The 24,903-nt window shown below is 42.2% G+C and carries 26 protein-coding genes; 9 read left to right on the plus strand and 17 right to left on the minus strand.

The window, feature by feature from the left end; genetic code table 11:
• Window positions 1-2: 2 nt before the first annotated feature.
• The 6 genes from B9A91_RS09700 to B9A91_RS09725 all read right to left on the minus strand — a co-directional run bounded on the left by B9A91_RS09700 (window position 3) and on the right by B9A91_RS09725 (window position 5,501).
• Complete coding sequence (locus tag B9A91_RS09700; protein WP_084238136.1) at window positions 3-1,238, minus strand: FtsX-like permease family protein; 1,236 nt, start codon at window positions 1,236-1,238, stop codon at window positions 3-5.
• A 16-nt stretch (window positions 1,239-1,254) separates the two neighbouring features.
• The gene (locus tag B9A91_RS09705) at window positions 1,255-1,893 is read right to left on the minus strand and encodes an MBL fold metallo-hydrolase (RefSeq protein ID WP_084238137.1); all 639 of its coding nucleotides are present in this window, start codon (window positions 1,891-1,893) and stop codon (window positions 1,255-1,257) included.
• Between the two features lie 14 nt (window positions 1,894-1,907).
• The gene (gene gldD / locus B9A91_RS09710; RefSeq protein WP_084238138.1) at window positions 1,908-2,492 is read right to left on the minus strand and encodes a gliding motility lipoprotein GldD; all 585 of its coding nucleotides are present in this window, start codon (window positions 2,490-2,492) and stop codon (window positions 1,908-1,910) included.
• A 1-nt stretch (window position 2,493) separates the two neighbouring features.
• Window positions 2,494-3,237 (minus strand): shikimate dehydrogenase family protein, encoded by a 744-nt coding sequence (locus B9A91_RS09715; protein WP_084238139.1) that lies wholly within the window; start codon window positions 3,235-3,237, stop codon window positions 2,494-2,496.
• A 27-nt stretch (window positions 3,238-3,264) separates the two neighbouring features.
• A complete protein-coding gene (locus tag B9A91_RS09720; RefSeq protein ID WP_084238140.1) occupies window positions 3,265-4,032 on the minus strand; it encodes a phosphosulfolactate synthase in 768 nt (255 codons plus the stop codon).
• A 65-nt stretch (window positions 4,033-4,097) separates the two neighbouring features.
• On the minus strand, window positions 4,098-5,501 hold the full coding sequence (locus B9A91_RS09725; protein WP_084238141.1) for a tetratricopeptide repeat protein: 1,404 nt from the start codon (window positions 5,499-5,501) through the stop codon (window positions 4,098-4,100).
• A gap of 245 nt (window positions 5,502-5,746) precedes the next feature.
• Here B9A91_RS09725 and amaB point away from each other — a divergent pair, with 245 nt between their 5' ends.
• Together amaB and B9A91_RS09735 are read left to right on the plus strand one after the other, a co-directional pair.
• The gene (gene amaB / locus B9A91_RS09730; RefSeq protein WP_084238142.1) at window positions 5,747-7,288 is read left to right on the plus strand and encodes an L-piperidine-6-carboxylate dehydrogenase; all 1,542 of its coding nucleotides are present in this window, start codon (window positions 5,747-5,749) and stop codon (window positions 7,286-7,288) included.
• Window positions 7,289-7,459: 171 nt separating this feature from the next.
• Window positions 7,460-10,354 (plus strand): DEAD/DEAH box helicase, encoded by a 2,895-nt coding sequence (locus B9A91_RS09735; RefSeq protein WP_084238143.1) that lies wholly within the window; start codon window positions 7,460-7,462, stop codon window positions 10,352-10,354.
• On the opposite strand, the gene aat is transcribed toward B9A91_RS09735, so the two are convergent.
• The gene (aat, locus tag B9A91_RS09740) at window positions 10,347-10,982 is read right to left on the minus strand and encodes a leucyl/phenylalanyl-tRNA--protein transferase (RefSeq protein WP_084238144.1); all 636 of its coding nucleotides are present in this window, start codon (window positions 10,980-10,982) and stop codon (window positions 10,347-10,349) included. The two genes, B9A91_RS09735 and aat, sit on opposite strands and share 8 nt — an antisense overlap.
• 50 nt (window positions 10,983-11,032) lie before the next feature.
• Here aat and B9A91_RS09745 point away from each other — a divergent pair, with 50 nt between their 5' ends.
• Window positions 11,033-12,460 (plus strand): DUF1800 domain-containing protein, encoded by a 1,428-nt coding sequence (locus B9A91_RS09745; RefSeq protein ID WP_235012515.1) that lies wholly within the window; start codon window positions 11,033-11,035, stop codon window positions 12,458-12,460.
• Between the two features lie 18 nt (window positions 12,461-12,478).
• Complete coding sequence (locus B9A91_RS09750; RefSeq protein WP_084238146.1) at window positions 12,479-13,678, plus strand: DUF1501 domain-containing protein; 1,200 nt, start codon at window positions 12,479-12,481, stop codon at window positions 13,676-13,678.
• Window positions 13,679-13,681: 3 nt separating this feature from the next.
• On the opposite strand, the gene B9A91_RS09755 is transcribed toward B9A91_RS09750, so the two are convergent.
• Window positions 13,682-14,662 carry an App1 family protein gene (locus B9A91_RS09755; RefSeq protein ID WP_084238147.1) on the minus strand — a complete coding sequence of 327 codons (981 nt, stop codon included), beginning with the start codon at window positions 14,660-14,662 and terminating at the stop codon, window positions 13,682-13,684.
• Window positions 14,663-14,716: 54 nt separating this feature from the next.
• On the opposite strand from B9A91_RS09755, the gene B9A91_RS09760 reads away from it, so the two are divergent.
• The gene (locus B9A91_RS09760) at window positions 14,717-15,598 is read left to right on the plus strand and encodes a diacylglycerol/lipid kinase family protein (protein ID WP_084238148.1); all 882 of its coding nucleotides are present in this window, start codon (window positions 14,717-14,719) and stop codon (window positions 15,596-15,598) included.
• Window positions 15,599-15,606: 8 nt separating this feature from the next.
• On the opposite strand, the gene B9A91_RS09765 is transcribed toward B9A91_RS09760, so the two are convergent.
• The 8 genes from B9A91_RS09765 to B9A91_RS09800 all read right to left on the minus strand — a co-directional run bounded on the left by B9A91_RS09765 (window position 15,607) and on the right by B9A91_RS09800 (window position 22,045).
• Window positions 15,607-16,260, minus strand: a complete 654-nt coding sequence (locus tag B9A91_RS09765; protein WP_084238149.1) for a TonB family protein — start codon at window positions 16,258-16,260, stop codon at window positions 15,607-15,609.
• Window positions 16,261-16,268: 8 nt separating this feature from the next.
• Window positions 16,269-16,643, minus strand: a complete 375-nt coding sequence (gene rbfA / locus B9A91_RS09770) for a 30S ribosome-binding factor RbfA (protein WP_084238150.1) — start codon at window positions 16,641-16,643, stop codon at window positions 16,269-16,271.
• 30 nt (window positions 16,644-16,673) lie between these two features.
• The gene (gene hflX, locus B9A91_RS09775) at window positions 16,674-17,864 is read right to left on the minus strand and encodes a GTPase HflX (protein WP_084238151.1); all 1,191 of its coding nucleotides are present in this window, start codon (window positions 17,862-17,864) and stop codon (window positions 16,674-16,676) included.
• A 22-nt stretch (window positions 17,865-17,886) separates the two neighbouring features.
• Window positions 17,887-18,678, minus strand: coding sequence for an indole-3-glycerol phosphate synthase TrpC (gene trpC, locus B9A91_RS09780; protein WP_084238152.1), 792 nt, complete (start codon window positions 18,676-18,678; stop codon window positions 17,887-17,889).
• A gap of 2 nt (window positions 18,679-18,680) precedes the next feature.
• Window positions 18,681-19,265 (minus strand): anthranilate synthase component II, encoded by a 585-nt coding sequence (locus tag B9A91_RS09785; RefSeq protein WP_084238153.1) that lies wholly within the window; start codon window positions 19,263-19,265, stop codon window positions 18,681-18,683.
• A gap of 4 nt (window positions 19,266-19,269) precedes the next feature.
• Complete coding sequence (locus B9A91_RS09790; RefSeq protein ID WP_394334667.1) at window positions 19,270-20,673, minus strand: anthranilate synthase component I family protein; 1,404 nt, start codon at window positions 20,671-20,673, stop codon at window positions 19,270-19,272.
• Between the two features lie 242 nt (window positions 20,674-20,915).
• Entirely contained in the window at window positions 20,916-21,344 is a 429-nt protein-coding gene (locus B9A91_RS09795) for a cytochrome B (protein WP_084238154.1), read from the minus strand.
• A gap of 110 nt (window positions 21,345-21,454) precedes the next feature.
• Complete coding sequence (locus tag B9A91_RS09800) at window positions 21,455-22,045, minus strand: GIN domain-containing protein (protein WP_084238155.1); 591 nt, start codon at window positions 22,043-22,045, stop codon at window positions 21,455-21,457.
• A 204-nt stretch (window positions 22,046-22,249) separates the two neighbouring features.
• Between B9A91_RS09800 and B9A91_RS09805 the strand changes: the two genes are divergently transcribed.
• The gene (locus B9A91_RS09805; protein ID WP_084238156.1) at window positions 22,250-22,435 is read left to right on the plus strand and encodes a CsbD family protein; all 186 of its coding nucleotides are present in this window, start codon (window positions 22,250-22,252) and stop codon (window positions 22,433-22,435) included.
• Window positions 22,436-22,474: 39 nt separating this feature from the next.
• Here B9A91_RS09805 and B9A91_RS09810 read toward each other — a convergent pair whose 3' ends face one another.
• On the minus strand, window positions 22,475-22,915 hold the full coding sequence (locus B9A91_RS09810; protein WP_084238157.1) for a GNAT family N-acetyltransferase: 441 nt from the start codon (window positions 22,913-22,915) through the stop codon (window positions 22,475-22,477).
• 500 nt (window positions 22,916-23,415) lie between these two features.
• Here B9A91_RS09810 and B9A91_RS09820 point away from each other — a divergent pair, with 500 nt between their 5' ends.
• From B9A91_RS09820 to B9A91_RS09830, 3 genes are all read left to right on the plus strand, one after another.
• The gene (locus B9A91_RS09820; protein ID WP_235012516.1) at window positions 23,416-23,751 is read left to right on the plus strand and encodes a PD-(D/E)XK nuclease family transposase; all 336 of its coding nucleotides are present in this window, start codon (window positions 23,416-23,418) and stop codon (window positions 23,749-23,751) included.
• A gap of 213 nt (window positions 23,752-23,964) precedes the next feature.
• The gene (locus tag B9A91_RS09825) at window positions 23,965-24,363 is read left to right on the plus strand and encodes an iron chaperone (protein ID WP_084238160.1); all 399 of its coding nucleotides are present in this window, start codon (window positions 23,965-23,967) and stop codon (window positions 24,361-24,363) included.
• 43 nt (window positions 24,364-24,406) lie between these two features.
• Window positions 24,407-24,844: an SRPBCC domain-containing protein gene (locus B9A91_RS09830; protein WP_084238161.1), complete on the plus strand. Its 438-nt coding sequence runs from the start codon at window positions 24,407-24,409 to the stop codon at window positions 24,842-24,844.
• The last annotated feature ends 59 nt before the right edge of the window (window positions 24,845-24,903 follow it).

A 24,903-nucleotide genomic window follows, 5' to 3' on the forward strand; every position in this document is an offset into this window, starting at 1 on the left:
ATTTAGAGATCTTGATTTAAATGATTTATCTTCTTTACGCTCAAATTAGCTGACAAAGCTGATGCCATAAACGAAAAAACACTCACTGTTAAAAATACCAGCAAAAAATCCTTCCATTTTAACGCTACCGGATAGGCATTGGTAATGACCAGATTGTCCTGCGTCATTTTTACCAGTCCGAACCTTTGCTGCAGGAGGCAAAAGCCCAGCCCCACAATAAGGCCAAATACACAGCCAGCCATGGTGATCATCATGCCTTCCAGCAAAAATATTCGTTTAATCAGCTTTTTACCGGCCCCCAGGCTACTGAGGATCGCAATATCTTTTAGTTTATCAATTACCAGCATGGTTAAAGAACCAATGATGTTAAATATGGCAATGATCAGTATAAAGGTCAGGATGATGTACACCGCCCATTTTTCACTGCCTAAGATATTATACAATACTTTATTCTGCTGTATTCTGTCTTTAATTTCAAAATTTTGCCCAATACGCTCCTCTATATTTGCCTTGAACTGATCTGCATCAACCCCACGTTCCAGGTTAATTTCAATGGATGAAATCCTGACCGGTTCTTCCAGCAGTTTCCTTGCAAACCTTAAAGGTACAATGGCTACATTATCAAAATCCTGCTGAACTTCAAAAACTCCCGAAACAGGGATGGAAAGTATGGTAAAGTCTTCTGCGGGGTTAACTGAGCTTGCACTGCTGGCTTTCTTTTTAGGGGAAAAAACCTGGAGTGGATTAAAAGGATCCGTTGTATTTACCATCAGAAAAGTCTGAATTGCCGAACCAATAACGGCATAATTGAGGCTCTTGTTTTCGAGGGTAAAATTACCATCGATAGTGATACTGTCCAGGCTTTTGTTCTTTAAATAATCAGTGCTGACCCCCTTTACCAGTCCTACCGACTGTTTGTCATTGTACCGCAGCAGCGCATTTTCAGCCAGCACCTCGGTAAAAGAATATACCCCTTTTTCTTTTCTTAACTTGTTAAAGTATGGGGTATTGGGATCAAATGTCTTTCCCTCAACCGGAGATATGACAATTTGCGGGGTAATGGTATTGAACATTTTCAGCACCACCTCTTCAAAGCCGTTAAATACAGACAAAATGATAATCAGCGCAGCACTACCTACGAAAACACCTGCTACAGAAATGGTAGAGATGATGTTAATGGCATTGGTAGATTTCTTTGCAAAAAGATACCGACGGGCTATGTAAAACGGTGTATTCAATATAAAACGATATTACTTATCCTAAATAAGGATTGTGCGCTTTCTCGAAACCTATACTTGTAGACTGGCCATGACCGGGATAAACCACACAATCATCCGGCAATATAAACAAGTTATTCTTGATACTGTTGATTAATTGCAAATGATTACCCCCAGGAAGATCTGTACGGCCTATACTGTAATAGAACAAAACATCGCCCCCTATCAGGAAATTATCTGCAGCAGCATAAAAACATAAATGTGCAGGTGAATGTCCGGGCGCAAAAATGATTTCGAGCTGGCTGTTGCCAAAACTGATCTTACCCGATTCGGGCAGAAATACTTCAGGTTCTGGAGACATTTCGTAGCGCAGGCCCATCTGCGGAACGTAGCCAGGTATGGCCTGTAACACATACAGTTCCCCCTTATGGAACTGCGGCTTAAGGCCCCAGGTATCATATACAAACTTATTGCCAAATACGTGGTCGTAATGGCAATGGGTATTCAGCAAAAGTACAGGCTTTAAGCCTTTCTCCTTAATAAAATTGGCAAACGCCGTCTGCTCCTCACCATCATACATTCCGGGGTCAATAATTACACATTCTTTTGTCTCATCAAACAGAATGTATGTATTTTCTCTAACCGGGTTAAATGTGAACTGTTGAATACTAATCATAGGATGTTATTAATCTAATTTTTCCACTTAAATGTACTGATCATCTGATCGATGTCTTTTTTGATAAAAGCCACAACTGGTTGAATGGAATCGTACTGAGGCCTTTCGTTAAAATACAATGCCCCTCTGAAATAATGTTTTGTACTGTCTGTAAGGAAGAACTGAACAGAAGAGGCGGTATTGCCCTCTATGGCATAATAAACGCCATATACCTTTTTATCAGGGTAGTTGATGATTTTCTGATCAATTGCATTTGCTTTCACGGTATGTTTAAATGCAAAGGTCCTGGCATCTTCTACCAGGTTTTCATATTCTTTTCGGGAAGATACATCATAATAAGTAAGATGCAGACGCCCGTTAAACTGCGGAAAGGAAAGATTATACCAGCAAGGCTGGGTATCGGCACTACTATCGGCCTGTAAAACTGCATATCTTGGGTATTCAAAGGAGAAAGGGCAGGCCTTGTTGTACAGTTGGTATGCTTTGGCAGGAAAATCAATCCTGTAATAGCCCCTTGGCTTCGGGGTGTAATTATTGTTGTTACAGGCAGAGAATGCGAGTAAACTGCTCAATAAAAAAAGACAACTGTATCTGCTCATGTTATGAATTCCAGATTTCCCATGAACGTATGGCCTGCAAGTGCAACATTTCGAGGCCATTTTTTGTTTTCCCTCCTTTAGCTTTCACCTGTTCCAGAAAAAGTGTTTCCTCAGGATTATAAACCAGGTCATAACCAATATGCTTATCGCTTAATAAGTGATAAGGGATATCCGGACAGGAATCATTATTGGGCGACATGCCCAAAGGGGTGGTATTGATCAGTATGGTATATTCCTTAAGCAGCCCCTCGTTTACCGCATCATACAAGATGCTGTTTTCCGAAGGTTTTCTGGTAACCACCAGAAAGGGTATGTTTAGTTTGTTCAGCACATATTTGATGGCTTTTGCAGCACCACCATCGCCAAAAACCAATGCTTTACGGTGATGTGCTTCGAGCAGGGGTTTTAAGGATTCTTCAAAACCATAGGCATCGGTATTGTAGCCTTTTATACATTGTTCTCCCAGTTTTCGGCCAATTAGAATGCAGTTAACCGCGCCTATTTCTGTTGAGGCTTCATCCATCTCATCCAGGAAGGGCAGTATCTGTACTTTGTAGGGGATGGTTACATTAATGCCGCAGAGTTCCGGATTATCAGAACATAGCTGCACAAACTGCTCAACCTTTTCTATTGGATACAGTTCATATTCACAGGTGGTGATCCGCTCTTCTTTAAACTTTTCGGTAAAAAACTTCTTTGAAAAAGAATGTGATAAAGGATAACCTATTAAACCAAATTTTCTCATTATCTATTTAGGAATGCACTTATAAGCCTATTTTTCAAGGTTTAAAAAATGATCGAAAGTATCGCCTCTTAAGCCCAGGCGGATGGTTTCCAGCGGGATTACCTCTGCGGGTGCAATATTCCCGATGTTTACATTGGCACCCAGCAATTTGATGAACCAAACCTGCTGTTCTTTCTGAGGGGCCTCCCAGATGATAGTCTCTTCTGGTATTTGCGTAAGGATCTCATCTACCAGACCTTCCCTAACTTCGCCGGAACCACGATAAATGCCGACATTCCCCCCTTCTCTGGCTTCTGCTATAACTTTCCAGGAACCGGCCTCAATTTCCGCGTTCATCAATTTGATCCACTTATAAGGGGCAAATATCTTCGTCGCATCTTTGGATCCTACTTCTGAAATTACCGTTACCTGTCCTGCCAGTTTTGAAATGAACCCACACTTTTGATCATGCTCTATGGTGATGGACCCATCAGAAACTTCTGCATATTCCATCCCGAACTGATCAAGCACCCTCCGGTAATCATCGAATTGATTTCTGATCACAAAGGCTTCGAAAAGCGTACCGCCAAAATAGGTTGGAATTCCGGCATCTTTATAAATCCGGAGCTTTTCTTTTAGGTTTGGGGTAACAAATGAAGTAGCCCAGCCTAGTTTCACGATATCGGTGTGTATTCCTGCTACTTCTATAAAATCTTCTGTCTGCCTTAAGCTTAATCCTTTATCCATAACCATTGTAATTCCTTTATTACGTGGTTTTACAGGACGCTCCGGTATATTATTCAGTGGGTAATTCATATAGGTCACAAAGGTGAAAAAAATTAGACAGTTTTTATCAATACTATCCAATAAAAGGCAGAATACTATTTTATATACCGGCTGATTACATCAACAATTGCACTGTTGTCCTGCAATTGCGGCAGGTACTCAAATAAAATATAATGCTTTTCGGGGTCGGTGACCAGGGCTGTTTCCAGGTACAAAAGCGCTTCGCTCTTATTGCCCAAAGCAAATAAATAAGCTACCATACGGTAATATAATTCAGCCGCATCCGGATTGTTCTTTATCGCGTCTGCAATCGTCTCTGAAGCCTCCAGCAGCTTACCTTGCTCGTACAGCACGGTTGAAAAATCCAACCAGGCTTCAACATCTACAGGGTTATACTCCAAAACCTTGTAATAGGCTTCCACAGATTGTTCTATCTGCCCAAGTTTATAATGTGCATCTGCCATAGCAAACCAGAAATCCGGGTTCTCTCCATCCAGCTCAAGTGCCTTTCTGTAAAAATGCAGTGACTCAAAATAACGTTCTTCAAAATTAAGCGTAACCCCTATTCCAAACCAGGCATCAGCCATCTTGGCGTCCATCTTAACCGATTTTTTATAGTAAGAACGCGCCTCGTCCATACGCTCCAGCTTCTCATAGCATTCGCCGATGGCACAATATGTATCTGCATTTGGCGGTTCATATTCAAAAGTCTGCTTATAAACCTCTATGGCTTCCATATAGCGATCGAGTTGAACCAGGGCATTTCCTTTATTGTAATAAGCAGAAGCAAAATTATCTTTTATGAGAATGGCGTAATCGTAGGCATCGATTGCCTTTTCAAACAAATCCAGTTTATGGTAAGAGTTCGCCAGATTGTACCAGGCCGCATAAGAATAGGGATCATTGTCGATATACTCCTGATAAAATTTGATGCTTTCTTCCTGCTTGTCGAGTATATCGTAACAAAATGCGAGTTCATAAAGCCCGTCTTTGTTTTCCATATTCTGTTCCAGGCTTTGCTTAATATATATAATGGCATTTTCGTAATCCAGCATGTTCTGATATACATATGCAATCTGCAACAGGATTTCATCGGTGGTTTCTGCAAATTCAAGGGCTTTCTGGAAATTATCCAGCGCTTCAGAATAACGCTCAAGGCTATTAAAGATATTGCCCCTTAAAATATAGATCTCTGCTTCTGAAGCCTCCAGCATTTCGGCTTTCTGCAACGAAAGAAATGCCCTTTCTGCCTGATCCGTTATAAAGAACAACTGGGCCTGCTTAACCAGAAAGACCACCGCGTAAGGGTGTTGGTTTACCGCGTATTCTATTACCTGCAATGCCTTTACAGGATCACTTTTTTCGATATAATAATCAATAATATTCTCAAAGGCCTGAGCATCAAAAAAGTACTGATCCTGATTGCGTATCATCTCTTCGTAACGCTCAACAGACCGTTGGGCATCATCACTAAAATCAAAGTAAAATTCCTCTTCCATGTAATTGAATAATTAAAGAACAGTTCCCTTTTTTGTTAAATACAATATAAGTTTACAATTATAATACCTTGAATAAGCCAAATAATTTTCAACATACACACAAGTCACCTGTTAAGTAACTGATTATATTAATTATGCGAGAGGGGTTATGATCAGAATTATTTTACAAAAGAACGCAAGATTATCCGGAATTCGGTAAAATCAATGTATTTTTTCGTTGATTTGTACACCTAATTATTTACAACATGCAGCACAACATCGGTACCATTTTAAAGAATTTAGGCATCGTAGAACTAAATCCAGCCTACAGCACGGGCAATAAATGGGGCAGTCTGGCAGATTCAGCCCGCATCGACAGCTTTTCACCGGTTAACGGGAAAAAGATAGCCAGTGTGCTGGTAGCTACGAAATCAGATTATGAGGCAGTTGTAAAAAAGGCAGAAGAAGCTTATTTATTCTGGCGCAGCCAGCCCGCACCGAAGCGGGGTGAACTTGTACGCCAGTTTGGCGATGCCTTGCGCAAAAATAAAGAGGCCCTGGGTACCCTGGTATCCTACGAAATGGGCAAAAGTTTACAGGAAGGTTTTGGCGAGGTGCAGGAAATGATAGACATCTGCGATTTCGCAGTAGGGCTTTCCCGACAGCTTTATGGCTTAACTATGCATTCCGAGCGCCCAAGCCATCGGATGTACGAACAATGGCATCCGCTGGGAATTGTAGGGGTCATCTCTGCCTTCAATTTTCCTGTTGCAGTTTGGAGCTGGAATGCTGCGTTAGCACTTGTATGCGGTAACGTGTGCATCTGGAAACCTTCTGAAAAAACGCCATTGACTGCAATTGCCTGCCAGCATATCATTGCCGGTGTATTTAAGGTAAATGACATTCCGGAAGGCGTTTCAAACCTGATTATTGGCGGCAAAGAAATTGGTGAAATGCTGAGCAATGATATGCGTATTCCACTCATTTCTGCCACAGGTTCTACCCGAATGGGAAAAGCGGTTGCTGCTGCTGTTGCCTCTCGTTTAGGAAAAAGCCTGCTGGAACTTGGCGGCAATAATGCCATCATCATATCCGAACATGCTGATCTGGACATGAGCCTGATTGGCGCTGTTTTCGGGGCCGTGGGTACCGCAGGGCAACGTTGTACCTCTACCCGCAGGTTAATCATCCATGAAAGCGTTTATGATGCCTTTACGGCAAAACTGGTTAAAGCCTACGGACAACTGCGCATTGGCAACCCGCTCAACCAGCACAACCATGTGGGCCCGCTGATTGATACCGATGCCGTTGCCAGTTATATGGGGTCTATAGAAAAATGTAAGGCCGAAGGAGGAAGGTTTCTTGTTGAAGGCGGAGTGCTAAACGGTGAGGAGTATGCTAGTGGCTGTTATGTAAAGCCCTGCATTGCTGAGGTTGAAAATGATTATAAAATTGTGCAGCATGAAACATTCGCACCAATTCTTTACCTCATAAAATACAAAACACTCGAGCAAGCCATCGCCCTTCAAAATGGCGTTCCGCAGGGATTGTCCTCGGCCATCATGACCTTAAACCTGCGCGAGGCAGAGCAATTTCTTTCGGCTGGCGGTTCAGACTGCGGTATTGCTAACGTAAACATCGGTACTTCCGGTGCCGAAATAGGCGGTGCTTTTGGCGGAGAGAAAGAAACAGGCGGCGGCAGAGAAAGCGGATCGGATGCCTGGAAAACCTATATGCGCCGGCAAACCAACACCATTAACTATTCTACCACCCTGCCATTGGCTCAGGGCATTAAGTTCGACTTGTAAAAATTGGATTTAACACGGAATTGAATCAAATCAGCAAGTGATATCTCATTTTCTTTACTGTTCTCAAAAAAGGCTAAAAAAACAGACCGGTTTTGTTTGAAAACACCTCAATTTGACGTAAGTTTAGAGATTTTTAAATGCTTACCCTCTGATTGTTTTAATCTCTTGCCAATGTTACGCGTAGATAGCTCCAAACCCTTCAAAATTGTATACTCTTTATGTAAACATGCGTATTTGGGCTATTTAATTGAACCGCATATTGTTCAGCTAAATCCTCAGGGTGATTTTTCATTGACCTATCAGCGTATTTTTTCGCATACAGCCAAAGAATTCAGCAAACATTTAACAGAAACAGACCTTAAGCTGATCAAAACACTGGATGAGACCGAGCAGGATTATATCATCAGGAAGTTCCATAAAAAAGCGATCAGGCCCGTAGAGTTCTTCAGCAAATTTTTTAATGATAAATTCTATGAAAATGTCCGTCCTAAAATTGAGAAAAAACTATCCGAAGTTTTAGAGGTGCTGAAACGGGAAGGTGCGCTATACCTGATGGACAAAGACGGATGGCCTGCCGAAAGGAGAATTGAAATCGCCAGCGAAGCGGCAACAGTATTGTTCCATTTCAGAAGGAACGAAGTGGAAACCCGTTATTTTCCGACGATAAAATACCAGGGCCTGCGGATTGACTTCATGTACAAAGATGCCCAGGTCATCAGCAACCAGCCCTCCTGGTTATTGCTGAATGATATGCTCTATTTTTTTGAGCAGGATATTGAAGGTAAGAAACTGCTACCATTTTTGAACAAACGGTACATCACCATTCCCAAATCTACAGAAGAAGCTTACTTCGGTAAATTTGTTGCCCCGCTAATCGAAAAATATCATGTATATGCGGAAGGCTTTGAGATCAGGACCGAAAAACACAGCCCTGCGCCAATTATCAAAGTAATTTACGTAGACGCAGGAATATCACAGCTGCAGTTGTATTTTAAGTACGGTGAGCATGCCTTTGCCATGGGTAACGAGAAGAAAATAACCGTTCACCTGCATAAAGAACAGGACAATTATATTTTTACCCGCATAAAACGCGACGTAAACTGGGAAAAACAAAAATTCGATTTCCTGCTAAATTTGGGGTTGAAGAAAACAAGCGCGCTTTATTACCACCTTGAAGTCCCGCAGATAGACGAGGAAGACCAGTCTTATGCAGTCATCAACTGGGTTAATGAACACCTGGAAATGCTAACAGAAAACGGATTCGAGATAGAGCAGCACCGGGGCACTAAAAAATTTCTGTTTGCCGTTAATAAGATCAGCTTTGACATTAAAGAGGACAATGATTGGTTTGACATTAATGCCATTGTTTACTTTGGCAGTCACCCGGTCCCTTTTATTTCACTGAAGCAACACATTCTCCATAAAAAAAGAGAATTCCTTCTGCCAGACGGCTCTATTGCAATTATTCCGGATAAATGGTTCACACAATACAGCAGCTTATTTAGCCTGGCCGACGGTGGGAAACAGCTTAAATTAAAAAAGCACCACATCGGCCTGATCAATGAACTTGCGGAAGACAGCATTGCCAACATCACCTTAAGCCGAAAATTACAAAAGCTGAATGACTTTGAAAACATTGCTGATACACAGATGCCGGTGAATTTTAAAGGCGATCTTCGCAGTTATCAAAAAGCGGGGTACAACTGGTTCAGCTTTTTAAGAGAATATAATTTCGGTGGCTGTCTGGCAGATGACATGGGTTTGGGTAAAACCATCCAAACACTGGCCATGCTACAGAAACTTAAGGAGGAAGACCAGGCGCAATCAAAGCACAGCACTTCACTGATTGTGATGCCAACCTCACTGATTTACAACTGGCTTAATGAAGCCAGAAAGTTTACACCCAAATTAAAGATCCATGCACATACCGGATCATCAAGAAACAAGGATATAGGCCGTTTTGCGGATTTTGACATCATCATTACTACATATGGTATTACCCGTGTAGATATTGATGTACTTAAAGATTTTTACTTCAGCTATATCATTCTGGATGAAAGTCAGAACATCAAAAACCCTTCATCCAAGTCTTTCAAAGCAGTAAAAACGCTTAAATCGAGACATAAGTTAATCCTTAGTGGTACGCCTGTAGAAAACTCTGTTAGCGACCTGTGGACCCAGCTTACCTTCTTAAATCCGGGGCTTCTGGGCACCCAGGCCTTTTTTAATGAGGAATATGTACAAGCTATTGAAAAGAGAAAAGATGAAGAAAAAGCCCGGAAACTGCAGGCCATCATTAAACCATTTGTGCTGCGCAGAACAAAGGAGCAGGTAGCAGCAGAGCTGCCTTCCAAAACTGAACAGGTCTTTTACTGCGATATGAGTGAAGATCAGGCCGCTTATTATGAAAAAACGAAATCGGCCTACAGAAACGATCTGCTCAACAGCATGGAAGATGGCACTCATGCCAGGAAACAGGTACAGCTGCTACAGGGACTTACGGCATTGCGCCAGCTCGCAAATCATCCGGTAATGATTGATGATACCTACACTTCTGATTCGGGCAAATTTGAGAATGTAATCCATACCCTCGACAATGTACTTAAAGGGGGGCATAAGGTGCTCATATTTTCGCAGTTTGTAAAACACCTGAACATCTTTAAGCACTATCTGGAAAAGGAGAACATTTCCTTTGCCTACCTGGATGGCGCCACAAAAAGCCGGGGTGAAATTGTGGCGGAGTTTCAAAAAAACACGGAGCTAAAAGTATTTCTTATTTCAATTAAAGCCGGTGGTGTAGGTTTAAATTTAACCCAGGCCGACTATGTATTTATCCTCGATCCGTGGTGGAATCCTGCGGTTGAACAGCAGGCAATAGACCGGACGCACCGGATCGGGCAGGAGAAAAAGGTTTTCATTTATAAATTCATTGCGAAGGATACCGTAGAAGAAAAGATCCTGGCGCTTCAAAACCGGAAAAAGAAACTGGCCAGCTCACTCATCACAACAGAAGAAAGCTTTTTCAAATCGCTCAGTAAAGAAGATATTCAGGAATTGCTCAATTAGACTTAAGCCAGTTAAGATAACTTGCACTGCCAATCATTTCAGCGCCCAGGCTCATCAGGTGATCATTGGGCAGCTGACAATCTATCATCTTAAACCTTTCTTGCCGGCAAAGTGATATCAGGGCGTATTTAGAAGCATTACTGGCTTTGCTGAACATACTCTCTCCGCAAAAAACCTGATTGATATGCACACCATACAATCCACCTACCAGTGTTTCCTCCTGCCATACTTCAACACTGTGAGCATAACCGCGCCTGTGCAATTCTATATATGCTTTTTGCATTTCCCCCGTAATCCAGGTCCCATCCTGATCTTTACGGCCAATCTGGGCACAATTGCTGATCACTGCCGCAAAAGCCTGATCATAGGTAACCCTGAAAGTATTGTTCTTTAACAATCTGCTCATGCTTTTGCTGACCACAACCCTATCCGGAAAAATTACGCAACGTTCCCTGGGCGCATACCAGCAAATGGGATCGCCCTCACTAAACCAGGGAAAAATTCCATTATTGTACGCGAGCATTAATCTTTCGGGTCTCAGATCACCTCCTATAGCCAGTAAACCATCCGGATCTGCAAGAGCTGGATCCGGGAAAACGATCTCAGTGTCGTCCAATTTAAAAACCATTTACAATATTACGGACTAAAACATTATCTCCCTAGCATCGTTTTATAATAGTGGACAGAAAAGATAACTTCATCAATATTAAACACCTCTATAACAGGGGCGGCTTTGGAATTGCCTATTCCGATCTGCACAAACTGAGCAGAAAAAGTATAGAGAAAGTGGTAAACGAACTTCTTGAAATCCCGAAAGAAAGTGCTGACCTGGCTACAGTTGATCCGGATGAAGTGAGGCGCCAAATGCAGCGGCAATCAGAACTTGGGGCAAAAAAAGAGTTGACGGAAGCCGAAAAGAACGAGCGACAGGAGATTACGCGCATACAAAACGAGCAGAGCCGTAAGCTTAACCTCGACTGGATGCAGCGCCTGATTGGTACAGAGCAACCTTTACTGGAAAAAATGACCCTCTTTTGGCATGGGCATTTTGCCTGCCGGTCTAATAACCCGATGTTTGCCCAGCAACTTAATAATATTCAACGAAAATATGCACTCGGCAGCTTTAAAACTTTGTTGGTTGAAGTCTCTAAATCTCCGGCAATGCTGCAATATCTGAACAATCAGCAAAACAGAAAAGGCCGGCCCAATGAAAATTTTGCCCGGGAGCTGATGGAATTGTTCACGATTGGCAGGGGCAACTACACAGAAAAAGATGTTAAAGAATCGGCAAGGGCCTTCACTGGCTGGACCTACAATAAAGAAGGGGCATTTGAATTTAAAAAAGCCTTACATGACGATCAGATTAAGGTTTTTTTTGGCAACACCGGCAATTTCGATGGTGAGGCTATTATTGATCAGATCCTGGACAAGCCGGCAACATCGGTATTCATCTGTACCAAGCTCTACCAGTTTTTTGTAAACGAAACCCCAAATGAAGCGCATATTAAAGAGCTAAGCAATTACTTCTACCGTCAGAAATACAACATCAGCGATCTGATGCGGAAAATGTTTAGTTCAGCATGGTTTTATGACAAAGAAAATATCGGCACCAAAATAAAATCGCCGGTAGAATTTCTTGTGGGCCTTAGCAGGGAATTTCATGTAACCTACAATAAGCCGCAGGTGCTTATTCAACTGCAGAGCAACCTTGGGCAATACCTGTTCAACCCACCCAATGTGGCGGGCTGGCCAGGGGGTAAAAACTGGATCGACAGCTCATCATTGATGCTGAGGATGAAAATACCATCACTGGTGCTGAATGATGGCCTGATTGATTTCAGCGGAAAGGCCGACCCCGAAGATGAAGCCGTAATAGCGCAAGGTAAAAAAAGTAACATCAAGCCCATTAAATCTGCCATCGATGCTAAAGCCGACTGGCCAAAGTTCCTGGAAGGCCTGCCTAAAAAGATCAGCCCTGTTGAACTGGCCACTTTCCTGCTACAGCCCGCTGTGAGTGCCAAAGTTACAGGTATGATCCAGAACAACCTGAGCTTAAAAAATACAGCAATAGAAATTACCAGCATGCCCGAATACCAGCTTTGCTGACCATAGGAGATGAAGACCATGAAAAGACGAGATTTTCTTAAAAATTCTGCATTTGCCGCTGCCGGAGCCCTTATGGTACCGGCATTTTTGAAGCCTTTTGAGGCCCTTGCCCTGGATGAGCTCAGTGCTTACAAAAACCTGGTGGTTATCCAGCTTTCAGGAGGGAATGACGGCTTGAATACAATTGTTCCTTATGGCAATGACATCTATTATCAAAAACGAAAAAGCATTGGCATAAAGCCTGAAGATGTAATTAAGCTAACAGATATCCAAGGCCTAAACCCCAATCTCAACGCCCTGAAAGAATTATACGATCAGGGCTGGATGACCATCATTAACGATGTGGGCTATCCCAATCCCGACAGATCACATTTCCGTTCTATGGACATCTGGCAAAGCGCAAGTGATTCCAACCAGTTCCTTTCGACAGGCTGGATTGGCCGCTACCTGGATTCGAATTGTGAAACCTGTAAATTCCCTTATACAGCTATAGAAGTAGACGACAGCTTATCTATGGCCCTAAAAGGCGGAACAAAAAAAGGGATTGCACTTAAGGATGCAGGTACATTATTTAAAAATACAAATGAACCCTTTTTTAAGGAAATGATCCGAGCCGATAAAGCCCACCTGGATGAAGAAAACCTTGGTTACCTATATAAAACCATGATCGAAACTTCTTCTTCTGCCAATTACATTCAAAATACTTCCAAAATATACCAGTCGAAATTCAGCTACCCCAATACCGGCTTTGCAAGCCAGCTTAAAACGGTTTCGAAATTCATCAGTTCGGGTTTAAAAACAAAAGTCTACTACGTATCTATGAGTGGTTTTGACACTCATGTAAACCAGCAGCAGCAACAGGGCCGCCTGCTGCAGCAATATGCCGAAGGTATGAACGCTTTTATAAAAGAGCTGAAGCAAAACAACAGGCTTGAAGATACACTGGTCATTACCTTCTCCGAATTTGGTAGGCGGGTAGAACAGAACGCCAGCAATGGTACAGACCATGGAACCGCAAACAATATGTTCATCTTTGGTGGCCGGCTAAAAAAACAAGGCATTTATAATGCAGCTCCAAACCTCAGTGACCTGGAATCCGGGGATTTAAAATACCAGGTCGATTTCCGTCAGGTATACGGCACCATACTGGATAAATGGCTGGATGTAAGCAATGCGCAAATCCTGAGCAGGAAGTTTAACACACTTGATTTTATATAGGCTTTAGCCGTTGATGAGCTTTGTTTTGATGGAATAAGTGATTGCTTCACGACTGGTTGTAAACAGGCAGGTTTTAATACCGTGCAAGCCTGATATTTCATCCAAAAGCGCCTGTGCCTGAGTGGCCTTTTCTGCTCTGATATTCCGTATATATATGGCGGCAATATTTTGGGGGTACTTCTTGGCAATTGTGGTATAAATAACCGGGTCTTGCTGGGAGTTATCGCCAATAAAAACAAACTTTTGATTTGGAAAGGCATCCAGAATACGCATCACGCGCATCAGTTTCCCTTCATGCCCGGTCCGGCCAGTCCTGAGCAGGTCTTTCCAGCGCTTGATCTGGTTTAGCAGAAAGGCTCCCTCTGGCATTTTATTAAACCTGAATGTTTCCACCAGGTAGTCGTAAAGGTTCCATTCGCTACTGGAAACATAAAAAAAAGGATTGGGCTGATTTGCGTTGGTATGTGATGAGGCAAATGCATGGTAAAGCGTATGGGTATCCCTGAATGTTTTTCTGGTCCTCGGATTCTTGATAAAAAGTTCTCTCAGTCTTCTGCCCAGGGTAGCAGAATGAGAGATCATCACCGTATCATCAATATCTGAAATGAAAGCATATTGAGTAAGGTGTGGCACAAATATCTGCCCATGCCCTATCACCATTACTGCATCATTTCCATCCAGGGCCTCAACTTTTACGCCATGCCACCCCGCACTTACTGTTTTATGAGCTGCCCATTCAAATTTAAAAAACCCATCATACTCAGTTTTGTTATATATCTGCTGGCCCTGAAAGGTCAGCCTCACCTTAACGTGAGGGTAGGGTTTTAAAATGAATAGTTTTAGCAGGTGAAAGATGTTCACAAAAAGGTTGTTGCTGTACGCCTGCTTAGTTTTTGCTTTGAAACGGAACACATGTCCATACACCACCAGGTTGTGCTCATGTCCATAGCCGTGATATACTTTAACACTAACAGATTTATTCATTATTAATTAAAACAGCCGATCACATCGGTTGTTTGTACAATTAGATATTTACTGATGGGCAAGCGTACTTCAAATTTAAAATTATTGTTTATTGTTAATCCCGGATCGGGAAGCGGCCAAATTAATTTCACCGAAGTGATTGGCGACTATTTTGCAGAGCGCGAGGAAGATTTTGAGATTTATGAGTTGCCAAAGAACTGTGCCATAGCGCAGATCAAAAAGGCAATTGAAACTGCAAACGCGGATAGGGTGATTGCTGTGGGCGGCGATGGTACACTTAAGCTGGTATCGGAATGTGTGCTGCAAACAGATACACCCATTGGTATCATCCCGGCAGGTTCTGCCAATGGGATGGCCAAAGAGCTGGGCATTCCTACTGCGATCCCCGAAGCCCTGGACATTGCTGTAAACGGTAGCATCAAAAAAATCCACGCCATTAGCGTAAACGGTGAATTGTGTATACATCTGGCCGATATTGGTTTCAATGCCCATCTGGTTAAAAAGTTTGATGCCCTGCCCCAGCGGGGGATGCTGGCCTATGCCAAAGCAGCATGGCAGGCACTCTGGAAACATTATAAAATGGAAGTTGAGTTTAAAATTAAAGACAAAACCATCCGTGCAAAGGCAGCAATGGTGGTAATTGCCAATGCCACCATGTATGGCACCGGTGTTAAGATCAATCCTGATGGGAAATTGGATGACGATCTCTTTGAGGTGATATTGGTGAAAGAATATTCGGTGATGGAAATCCTAAAACTCAGGTTTACCAACCTGCCCTTTAACCCTAAAAATATTGAATCCTTTCAAACCAAAGACCTGAGTATAAAAACCAGGCATAAGGCCCATTTCCAGGTAGATGGGGAATATATTGGCAAGGTAAACAGCATCAAGGCAAATCTCCTTCCTGCAGCCATCTGCATGATCACCAATGCTTAGACAGCTGCTTACCGGCAGTATTTGTCCAGCATTTCATCTGCCAGATCGGAGCCCATATATTTTACAAACAGAAAGTCCTCACAGGCTCCCAGTTTGTCTTTCTGTTTCAGTTTTTTAAGCCCGTCTTTGATGCGTTCCTGAAAATACTCATCGTCATAACCCAGTTCTGTACGCAAAGCTATAATCCTGGCTTCCTCAGCTTTTTTATAGGTGCCTTTTTCCTTGTTCCTGTAAAAATTCTGAATGGTGCCCGCAAGGCCCTGGTTAGAGCGGTAAAGGGTTATTGCCCTTTTGATCTCCTCCGGGTTTTTATTCTCGCAGTTGTAGCCAGACAGCGTAAACTTTATGGGCGCGATCAGAAATACAGTGGTATCGTGATTTTTGGGTACAATCCATTTACCGCTGCTCAGCCTGATCAGTCTTAAAGCTTCATCATCCAGATCGGTCCCGATACCCGATCTGATCTTTGAATAGTACACAAAGCCGTTTTTGTCAAGCTTAAAGCTGATGGTCACTGTGCCTTGTATGCAGTTTTGAAGAGAATATTGAGGGTAAACATTATTAGCCGCAACAAAAGCTTCCAGTCCGCCTTTTACAACAGGTTGGGCACTTAAACCAAGTGCACACAACATAAAAAATGCGAAACCCAGGATTTTTGTCATACACTAATTTACGAATTTCCGTCGTTTTCTTTACGGTCTTTCGAAATCTTGTCAAACAACCTGTCCATATGCTCCACGTATTCGTTTGTATCATCTACAAAGAAGGTAAGCGTAGGGATTACGCGGGCCTGGTGGCGTATTCTTGCACCAAGCTTATACCTGATCTCGCCGGCATGTGAGTTTACCTCGGCAACCGATAAGGTGGTATTGTTTGTATTTAAAAAGCTCAGGTAAACCTTTGCAACCGCAAGATCCGGAGAAACACGCACCTTGGTAATGGTTACCAGGGTATTCGGCAAATATGCTGCACCTTCGCGCTGAAAAATAGCGGCTAACTCTTTCTGTATAATTCCGGCAAATTTCTGTTGACGTTTACTTTCCATAATTTTCTCTTTCTACTTTAACAGCATTAATTAATACAACAGCTTATCGTACGGATAGCGAGCGGTGTGCAATGCCACCACTTTACCGTACAACAACTGCTTAAATTCTTCTAAATTCTCTTTATGAAGTGCAGAAATAAAGATGGCAGGTGCATTTTCTGACCCCATCCAGCTCTTTTTAAAATCTTCCAAGGTAAGTACTGCTCTTTCTTCTTCTTCATGGTAGGGCTCCGGACTCACATAGGCATCAATTTTATTGAACACCATAATGGTTTCTTTATCCCTTGCCCCAAGGTCTTTCAGGGTTTCATTAACCACATGGATCTGATCTTCAAAGTTCGGATGTGAAACATCCACCACATGGATCAGGATATCAGCTTCGCGCACCTCATCCAGGGTAGATTTAAAACATTCTACAAGGTGGTGGGGCAGCTTACGGATAAACCCAACGGTATCCGACAGCAAAAAAGGCAGATTTTCGATGACCACTTTACGTACCGTAGTATCCAATGTGGCAAAAAGCTTATTTTCTGCAAACACATCAGATTTGGACAGCATGTTCATGATGGTAGATTTACCTACGTTAGTATAGCCCACAAGCGCTACACGGATCAGCTGCCCGCGGTTTTTACGTTGTGTTTCATTTTGACGGTCGATCTGCTTTAGTCGTGATTTTAGAAGTGATATCTTTTCCAGGATCATCCTTCTATCGCTCTCAATCTGGGTTTCCCCCGGGCCACGCATCCCGATCCCTCCCTTCTGGCGCTCCAGGTGGGTCCATAAGCGGGTTAACCTGGGCAGCAGGTATTGCAGCTGGGCCAGCTCAACCTGTGTTTTGGCCTGGGCGGTTTGTGCCCTACCCGCAAAAATATCCAGGATCAGGTTACTGCGGTCCAGTATTTTAACCTGCAGTTCCCTTTCAATATTTCTCAATTGCGAAGGCGATAGTTCGTCGTCAAAAACAACCATATCTATCTCTTCAGATTTTACATAAGCCTGTATCTCTTCCAGCTTTCCTGTACCCACAAAAGTGGCACGATCGGGTTTCAGCATTTTCTGGGTAAATTCATGCTCCACCAAACCACCTGCAGTATCTACCAGAAAAGCCAGCTCATCCAGGTATTCCCTGGTTTCCTCTGGTTTCTCTCCTGGCCTTACGACCCCTACAAGTACCGCCCGCTCCTGCTTAAGCGCAGTATCATAAAATTTCTGTTTTCCCATGTAAGGTACAAAGATACAAAAGTTATACCGAGATCAATTGCCCGGCAAAATCCCGCATGGCCTGGCCCGGGTTTGCTGTTTTCATGAAGTTTTCACCTATCAGAAAGCCATTGAAGCCTGCGGTTTTCAGTTCCTTAATCGTTTCCACTGCACTTATGGCACTTTCCGAAATCTTCATAAAGTCTTCGGGTATTTGATTTACCAGGTCGAAAGAAGTCTGGATATTTACCGTAAAATCAGCCAGGTTACGGTTATTTACACCAATCGCATCCAAATCTTTACAAATGCTACGTTCCAGTTCCTGCTCGTTGTGTACTTCAAGCAATACATTCAAGCCAAGGTTTTTGGCTACAGCAGACAGGTTTTTGATCTCTGCGGGTGTCAGAATTGCAGCAATCAGTAAAATAATATCAGCACCCAAAGCTTTGGCCTCTATAACCTGATATTCATCGATCATAAAATCCTTTCTCAGCACCGGGATTTCATTTGCCGCCCTGGCTTCCAGCAGGTCATTGGTATGCCCGCCAAAAAAATCTATATCGGTAAGTACCGACAGGGCCGATGCGCCCGCCGCGGCATAAGCCTGTGTTACATCGGCTACCTTTACCTGGTCGTTGATGATCCCTTTTGACGGTGATCGTCTTTTGAATTCCGCAATAATGCCTGTACGCTGCTCATCCAGCAAAAAGTCTTTAAATATATAGGGATTGCGTTTAAAGTGCAGGCCGGCTTCCAGTTGCTGTACAGAAACAGCTTGTTTGGCCAATGCCACTTCCTCTTTTTTACGCAGTACAATTTTATCTAAAATAGTCATAATTAATTTTCCAGCCAGTTCTGCATCATTTGTTTTCCATATTCCGTCAGTACGCTCTCCGGATGAAACTGAACCCCGCGCACATCGAAATCGTTATGGCGCAACGCCATAACCTCCGCATCGGCATCAGTAGCAGTTACCGTAAAGCAATCGGGCAAGCCTTCATTGCTTACTACCCATGAGTGGTAGCGCCCCACATTTATGGTTTCAGGACAATCGGCAAACAGGATTTCCGTTTTGTCCAGCACCGTAACTGGCGTAGCAATGCCATGCATTGGCCGTCCCAAATTTAGCAATCTTCCACCAAAGGCTTCGGCAATAGCCTGCTGGCCCAAACAAACGCCAAAAATACTTTTGCTTGCCGCATAGGTTTTAATCACATCGAGCAGCAAACCCGCTTCTTCCGGAATGCCGGGACCTGGTGATAAAATAATTTTATCATACTGGTCCACATCAGCCAAATCAAATTTATCATTTCTCCATACCTCTACATCGCGCCCAAGTTCATTTACCAGGTGCACCAGGTTATAGGTAAAGGAATCGTAGTTGTCAATAACCAGTACTTTCTTTTGTATTTGCTTATCCATTGTCTTAAATATCTGTAGCCATTTGTATTGCCTTACGCAAGGCTGCAATTTTATTGTTTACTTCGTTCAGCTCATTTATCGCTACTGAATCGGCAACTATACCTGCTCCTGCCCTGTAATGCAGCTGGTTGTTCTTGCTCATAAAAGTCCTGATCATGATGGCATGGTTAAACTGGTCGTCAAAACCCATATAACCAATGGCACCGGCATAAAAATTACGGCCCAGACCTTCGTACTCATCTATGAGCTGCATAGCCCTATATTTGGGTGCCCCGCTTAAGGTACCAGCCGGATAGGTATCGGCAACCACCTTAAAGGCCGATACATTGGGCTGCAGATGGCCACTTACTTTTGATACCAGGTGGATCAGGTGCGAATAATATTGCACTTCTTTAAATGATTTAACCTCAACACCGCTGCAGTGCCTGCTCAGGTCGTTCCTGGCCAGGTCTACCAGCATTACGTGCTCAGCACTTTCTTTAGGGTCCTGCTCCAGTTTCCTGGCCAGCTCCGCATCTTCTTCGTCGTTTCCGGTACGCTTAAATGTTCCTGCAATAGGAAAAATATTGGCCACATTGTCTTTAATGGTAATCTGGGCTTCAGGCGAGGAACCAAAAAGCTTAAAGCTGCCATAGTCAAAATAAAACAGGTAGGGCGATGGGTTAATAGAACGGAGGCAGCGGTAAACGTTAAACTCATCCCCTAAAAAGCCTTGGCTATATGCCCTGGACGGCACAATCTGGAACACATCTCCACGCAAAATGTGTTTCTTCATTTGCTCTACCATTTCCATAAAACCCTCATTGCTCAGGTTAGATTGTTCTTCGCCATCGATCTTAAAATCATATTCCGGGAAATTTTTATTCTGGATAATGTATTCCAGCTTTTCCAGATCTTCATTATCATCACCATTAAAGGTGTTTTTGAACAGGGTGATCTCATTTTTAAAGTGATCTATGGCAATGATGTACCTGTAAATGTGGTATTGCATCAGGGGGATCTGCTGGTCTTGCGGTGCAACCGAGCTAAATTTAATGTCTTCAAAATGCTGCACGGCGTTCCAAGTGAAATATCCAAAAAGTCCACTTGATATGTACCTGGTATCGGCTACAATGGGTGGATTAAATTTAGCTTTAAAAGCATCTATTTCATCTGTAAGTACAAAATCCCGCTTTTCTTCTTTCTGCCCATCCGGAAAATACGTAGCAAGCAGGCCATCTTTTAGTGTAATTCCTGCTACGGGCTCTGCACAAACGTAACTTACGGAATTGGACCGGCTATGGTAGTCGGAACTTTCCAGTAAGATGGTATTCGGAAACACATCACGCAACCGCAAATAAATACTTACCGGGGTCGTGGTATCGGCAAGTCTTTTCTTATAAGTGGTATTAATTATATAATTGTTCATATGCATCATTGCCTGGTCTTTTCCAGGCTTTCTTTTCAAAAAATCAATAAAACAAAAAACCCGACGTGTGGTCTACGTCGGGTTTTAATGTGGTTTGGTTTAGGTTGATAAACTATAAGGTACACAAAGCTACGACTAGACTCCTTTTTAGAGTGCCACGCCATTGCCATGTATGTATATTGTTAATCATATGTCACAAAAATATAAATAAATCTTACAAAGCAAAATTAAATTTGTAATTTTTATGAGATGCCGAAGAATGAACGTGATGGATCAACCATAGTCATCCTCAAAATGGCAGCTATAATAAGTACCAGTGCAAGCCCGAAATAAAGCGCTACAGCGCGGTGCCTGGCTGCCGGATCATTACCTTTTTTGGACCTTGCATTACCTATTGTGACCAGAATTGCAGCAAAAATCATCATGCCTATGTGTTCCATTTTCCAGTAAACAATTCCTGCTTTTACAAGTGGGCTCAAAAAATACAAGACCAATCCTATTAAAACCTGGGTGTGAACAAATATTAAGGTAAAGAGATTGATTTTTCTGTTTCCTTCTGTATATGGCTTTTTACCCAACCACCCCGAAATGGCTTGTACAAGTGCAATTACCAATAAAATTAAAACCAGGTAACGCCAGCCTGAATGTGCGCTTTTTAGAATCTGATACATAATCGTTTTTCTTTCAAACTTAACCAATTACTTTCTGATTCATTAAAAAGCAGAAATAGCAACTGATATTTAAAATCATTCCAAATTAGAAAGATAAAACGATTTGCCTGTTATCGGCTGGCGGCAAAAGCGGTATCCAGTTCAGTAATTTTAGTTTTAACAGCAGCCAGTCCTTCGATTTTAACCTGGCTCATCCTGCCTTTGAACAGATTATGATCAGCAGCCGTCCCCTTTAACTTAAGAGATGAATTGCCTTCTACATAAGTATATAAACTTCCAATATTACCTATCACATCAGCCTTTGCTGTATCTTTTAGAAATACCTGCAGCACACTTAATGAGAATTTACCTTTAGTAGTTACAGAAGCTGCATTCGAAGCGTCAATTCTTTGCAGGTCTTTCATGTATACTACCATGTGCAATGGCTCATCTTCGTTAGAACTGATGAAAAGTTTATCTCCTTTTGCTTCTATACGGGTTACTGCTTTATCATACTTTCCATATACAACAACACCTTGCTTGTTGGACTGAATAACTTCTACCTGCACATTCCCTTTAACCACCACTTTATTGAAGTTGATTCGTTGCTGTAGGTTCAGCTCAGTACGTATTGGCCCTGCCGCATTAGCACTTAATGCTGAAGTTGATAAAACGATTGCTGTTAATGCTGTTGCGAATAATGCTTTTACTGAAGTTTTCATATTTGTAAGGCTTTTAAGTTTTTTTTAATTTGTTTCCTAATAAGTCTCCCCAAATCCTAAAACGTTACAGCTATTTTTCTCCTTTTATGCGAGTCTGTAAATACGTTCGACGAACGCCTTAAATTTTTCGACCAACCAGATCCATCTTTTTAAAACCAAACCAGCTACCTGGTGTTATTTGTCTATACTTATAAAAAACATATTATGGATAAATTGGAAATTAAAGGGGCCTGGAACGAGCTCAAAGGAAAAATAAAGCAGGCTTATGCAGATCTTACTGATGATGACCTGAAGTATGAGGAGGGAAAAGACGATGAAATGCTGGGAAAACTGCAGCAAAAAACCGGAAAAACCCGCGACGAGCTGGTCAAATGGATCAATGGTCTGTAAACAAAAAATGCCTGTTCCAAAAAAACAGGCATTTTTGTTTTAGCTCATCTTCATCACGTATTTGTCGATGCCTTTGGCAAAGCCATCAGGAACAACGGCTATAGTTCGAAAGCCTCTTTTCAGATAAAAGCCCTCCGTATGCTGAGAAGTATCTATTTTATAAATTTTGCCAGGATATATTTCCTTTAACAGATTGATCCTATATTCCGTCAGCAGTTTACCTATTCCGTTTTTATGCTCTGCAATGTGTACCATACCCCAGGATAAGCCTGCCTCGTCAGTTTCAGTATCCAGAAAAATCCCTCCGCAGGCAACGATTTTCCTATTCTTTTCAACTACATAATAATTGTCTTCAATATCATTATCCAGGAAATCGACAAAAAGCGGCAGTTCCTCTGGCGCAAAGAATCTGGGCATATTGCTTTCAAAAAGTGCTACACATTTTTCCTTGAATAAAGGCTTGTATTTTAATATCTCCATATGCTAATGATTGTACATCGCAAATTACGACAATAAACATAACCTCATGGCAACAGAAAAAACCCTTATACCACAATTACCTCACCCAAATAAACCGAAGTACTTACAGCATTGCTGTAACCCTTCCTAAAAATCGTGATAAAAAATACTTTATGGCTATGACAGTCCGTTGTATATCCCTGCAACCGCAACCTTTGACATCGAAAATGAGCAAGTTGAAACAATTTTATCCCCCTATCCAATAACAACCCGATATTTTTGCTCATAAAAAGATAAGCTTTCATTTTTCGAGATAAACTGTTTTGCAAAATATCTACTTTTTAACTCGCCATAACTCTTGGCACATAGAAAGAGAACACAGCACCGTCTAGATTATATATTATAAGGTTTTCCTTACAACATTGTAAAAAAGCTGGAAATTATACTCGGTATGAAACCCGGTTAATTGAGCAATCTTTGTTAAAAGGCCAACAGAGTTATATGCGGAACTGGACAAGTGGTTGTATGCTTTTAAACACTTAACAGAATTCAAAGAAAGACCTGAATATTTAAGCGGCCCGGAATTTAATCAGTTTTTTAACCTGGCCAAATACGCCGATTTAACACCGGAGGAAAGAGTGATGTATAACAGAAGTTTAAAACACAAGTGGGACAATAAGAATGTGATGGATTACCCCGTGGCACAGGCGGAGCTCAGGAGCAAAACCGAGGAAGAAGCCAAGGGTCGCCATGATGAAGCCCTTGAAATCACTACAGCATTAAAAAGTAAGAAAATTGCCATCGAAGTTATTGCCGAAGCAACTGGCCTTAGTGTGGAAGAAATCGAGGCGCTATAAGCAAAATGTATTTGGAAAACGCCAAAACCTGGAATGGATATTTCGGGCTTTTTATTTTTAACTTCTTTACAAAAACTGCACCAAACCTACCACCAGCCCCGACGGGGCCGAAACCGCAATTTGCCGTAACCACCCATCTAGATTGTCGTTATTCCCCCTTTTACATCTGAATAATGTAGCTGATCTTTGATCAGATCATAAAAACAAAATCTTATGGCAGTAGAAAAAACAAAGGCAAGCACCGTAGACCAGTACATTGCCAATTTCCCCGAAAACATACAATCCAGGCTAACCCAGATCAGGCAGGCCATTAAGGCCGCAGCTCCCGACGCTGAAGAACTGATCAGCTACAGCATTCCCGCTTTCAAAAAGCATGGCATGCTCATTTTTTATTCGGCTTATACCAACCATATCTCCATTTCTATCCCTCCATCACCGGTATACGAAGTGTTTAAAAAAGAGCTCTCTGTTTACAAAACAAGCAAGTCTGCCATACAGATACCGAATGATAGCCCCCTGCCACTCGAATTGATCGCTGAAATGACAAAATTCAGGGTAAAGGAAGACGCAGAAATTGCCGCCGAAAAGGCCAGGAAAAAGGTTCAACAATAATATCAGATAAAATGTTATATCATTAACCAATAAATTAAATGCTATGGAAAAGCTGGAATACAAAATCTCTATCAACGCACCTGCAGAAAAAGTATGGAATACACTTTGGGAAGATAAAACCTATCGTCAGTGGACAACCCCCTTTAGCGAAGGATCAAGTGCTGAAACAGATTGGAAAAAAGGCAGCAGGATTGTATTTGGGGATTCAAGTGGCAACGGCATGATATCAAGGGTGGCCGATAACATCCCCAATAAGTTCATGTCTATAGAACATCTGGGTATGCTTAAAGATGGCACCGAAGATTTCGACAGTGATGAGGTAAAATCATGGGCTGGGGCAATGGAAAACTATACTCTTGAAGAAAAAAACGGGAATACTGAACTGTCTGTGTTAACAGAAATTACCGAAGAATATAAAGAAATGTTTGCTGAAATGTGGCCTAAAGCTTTAGATAAGTTAAAGGCTTTATCCGAAAATTAGCGGGGTACACTTTAACGTAAAAAATAAGTGATAAGCGGGTTTAATCAATTTTTTATAAT

The sequence above is a fragment of the Pedobacter africanus genome (genome assembly GCF_900176535.1).
Lineage (GTDB): Bacteria > Bacteroidota > Bacteroidia > Sphingobacteriales > Sphingobacteriaceae > Pedobacter > Pedobacter africanus.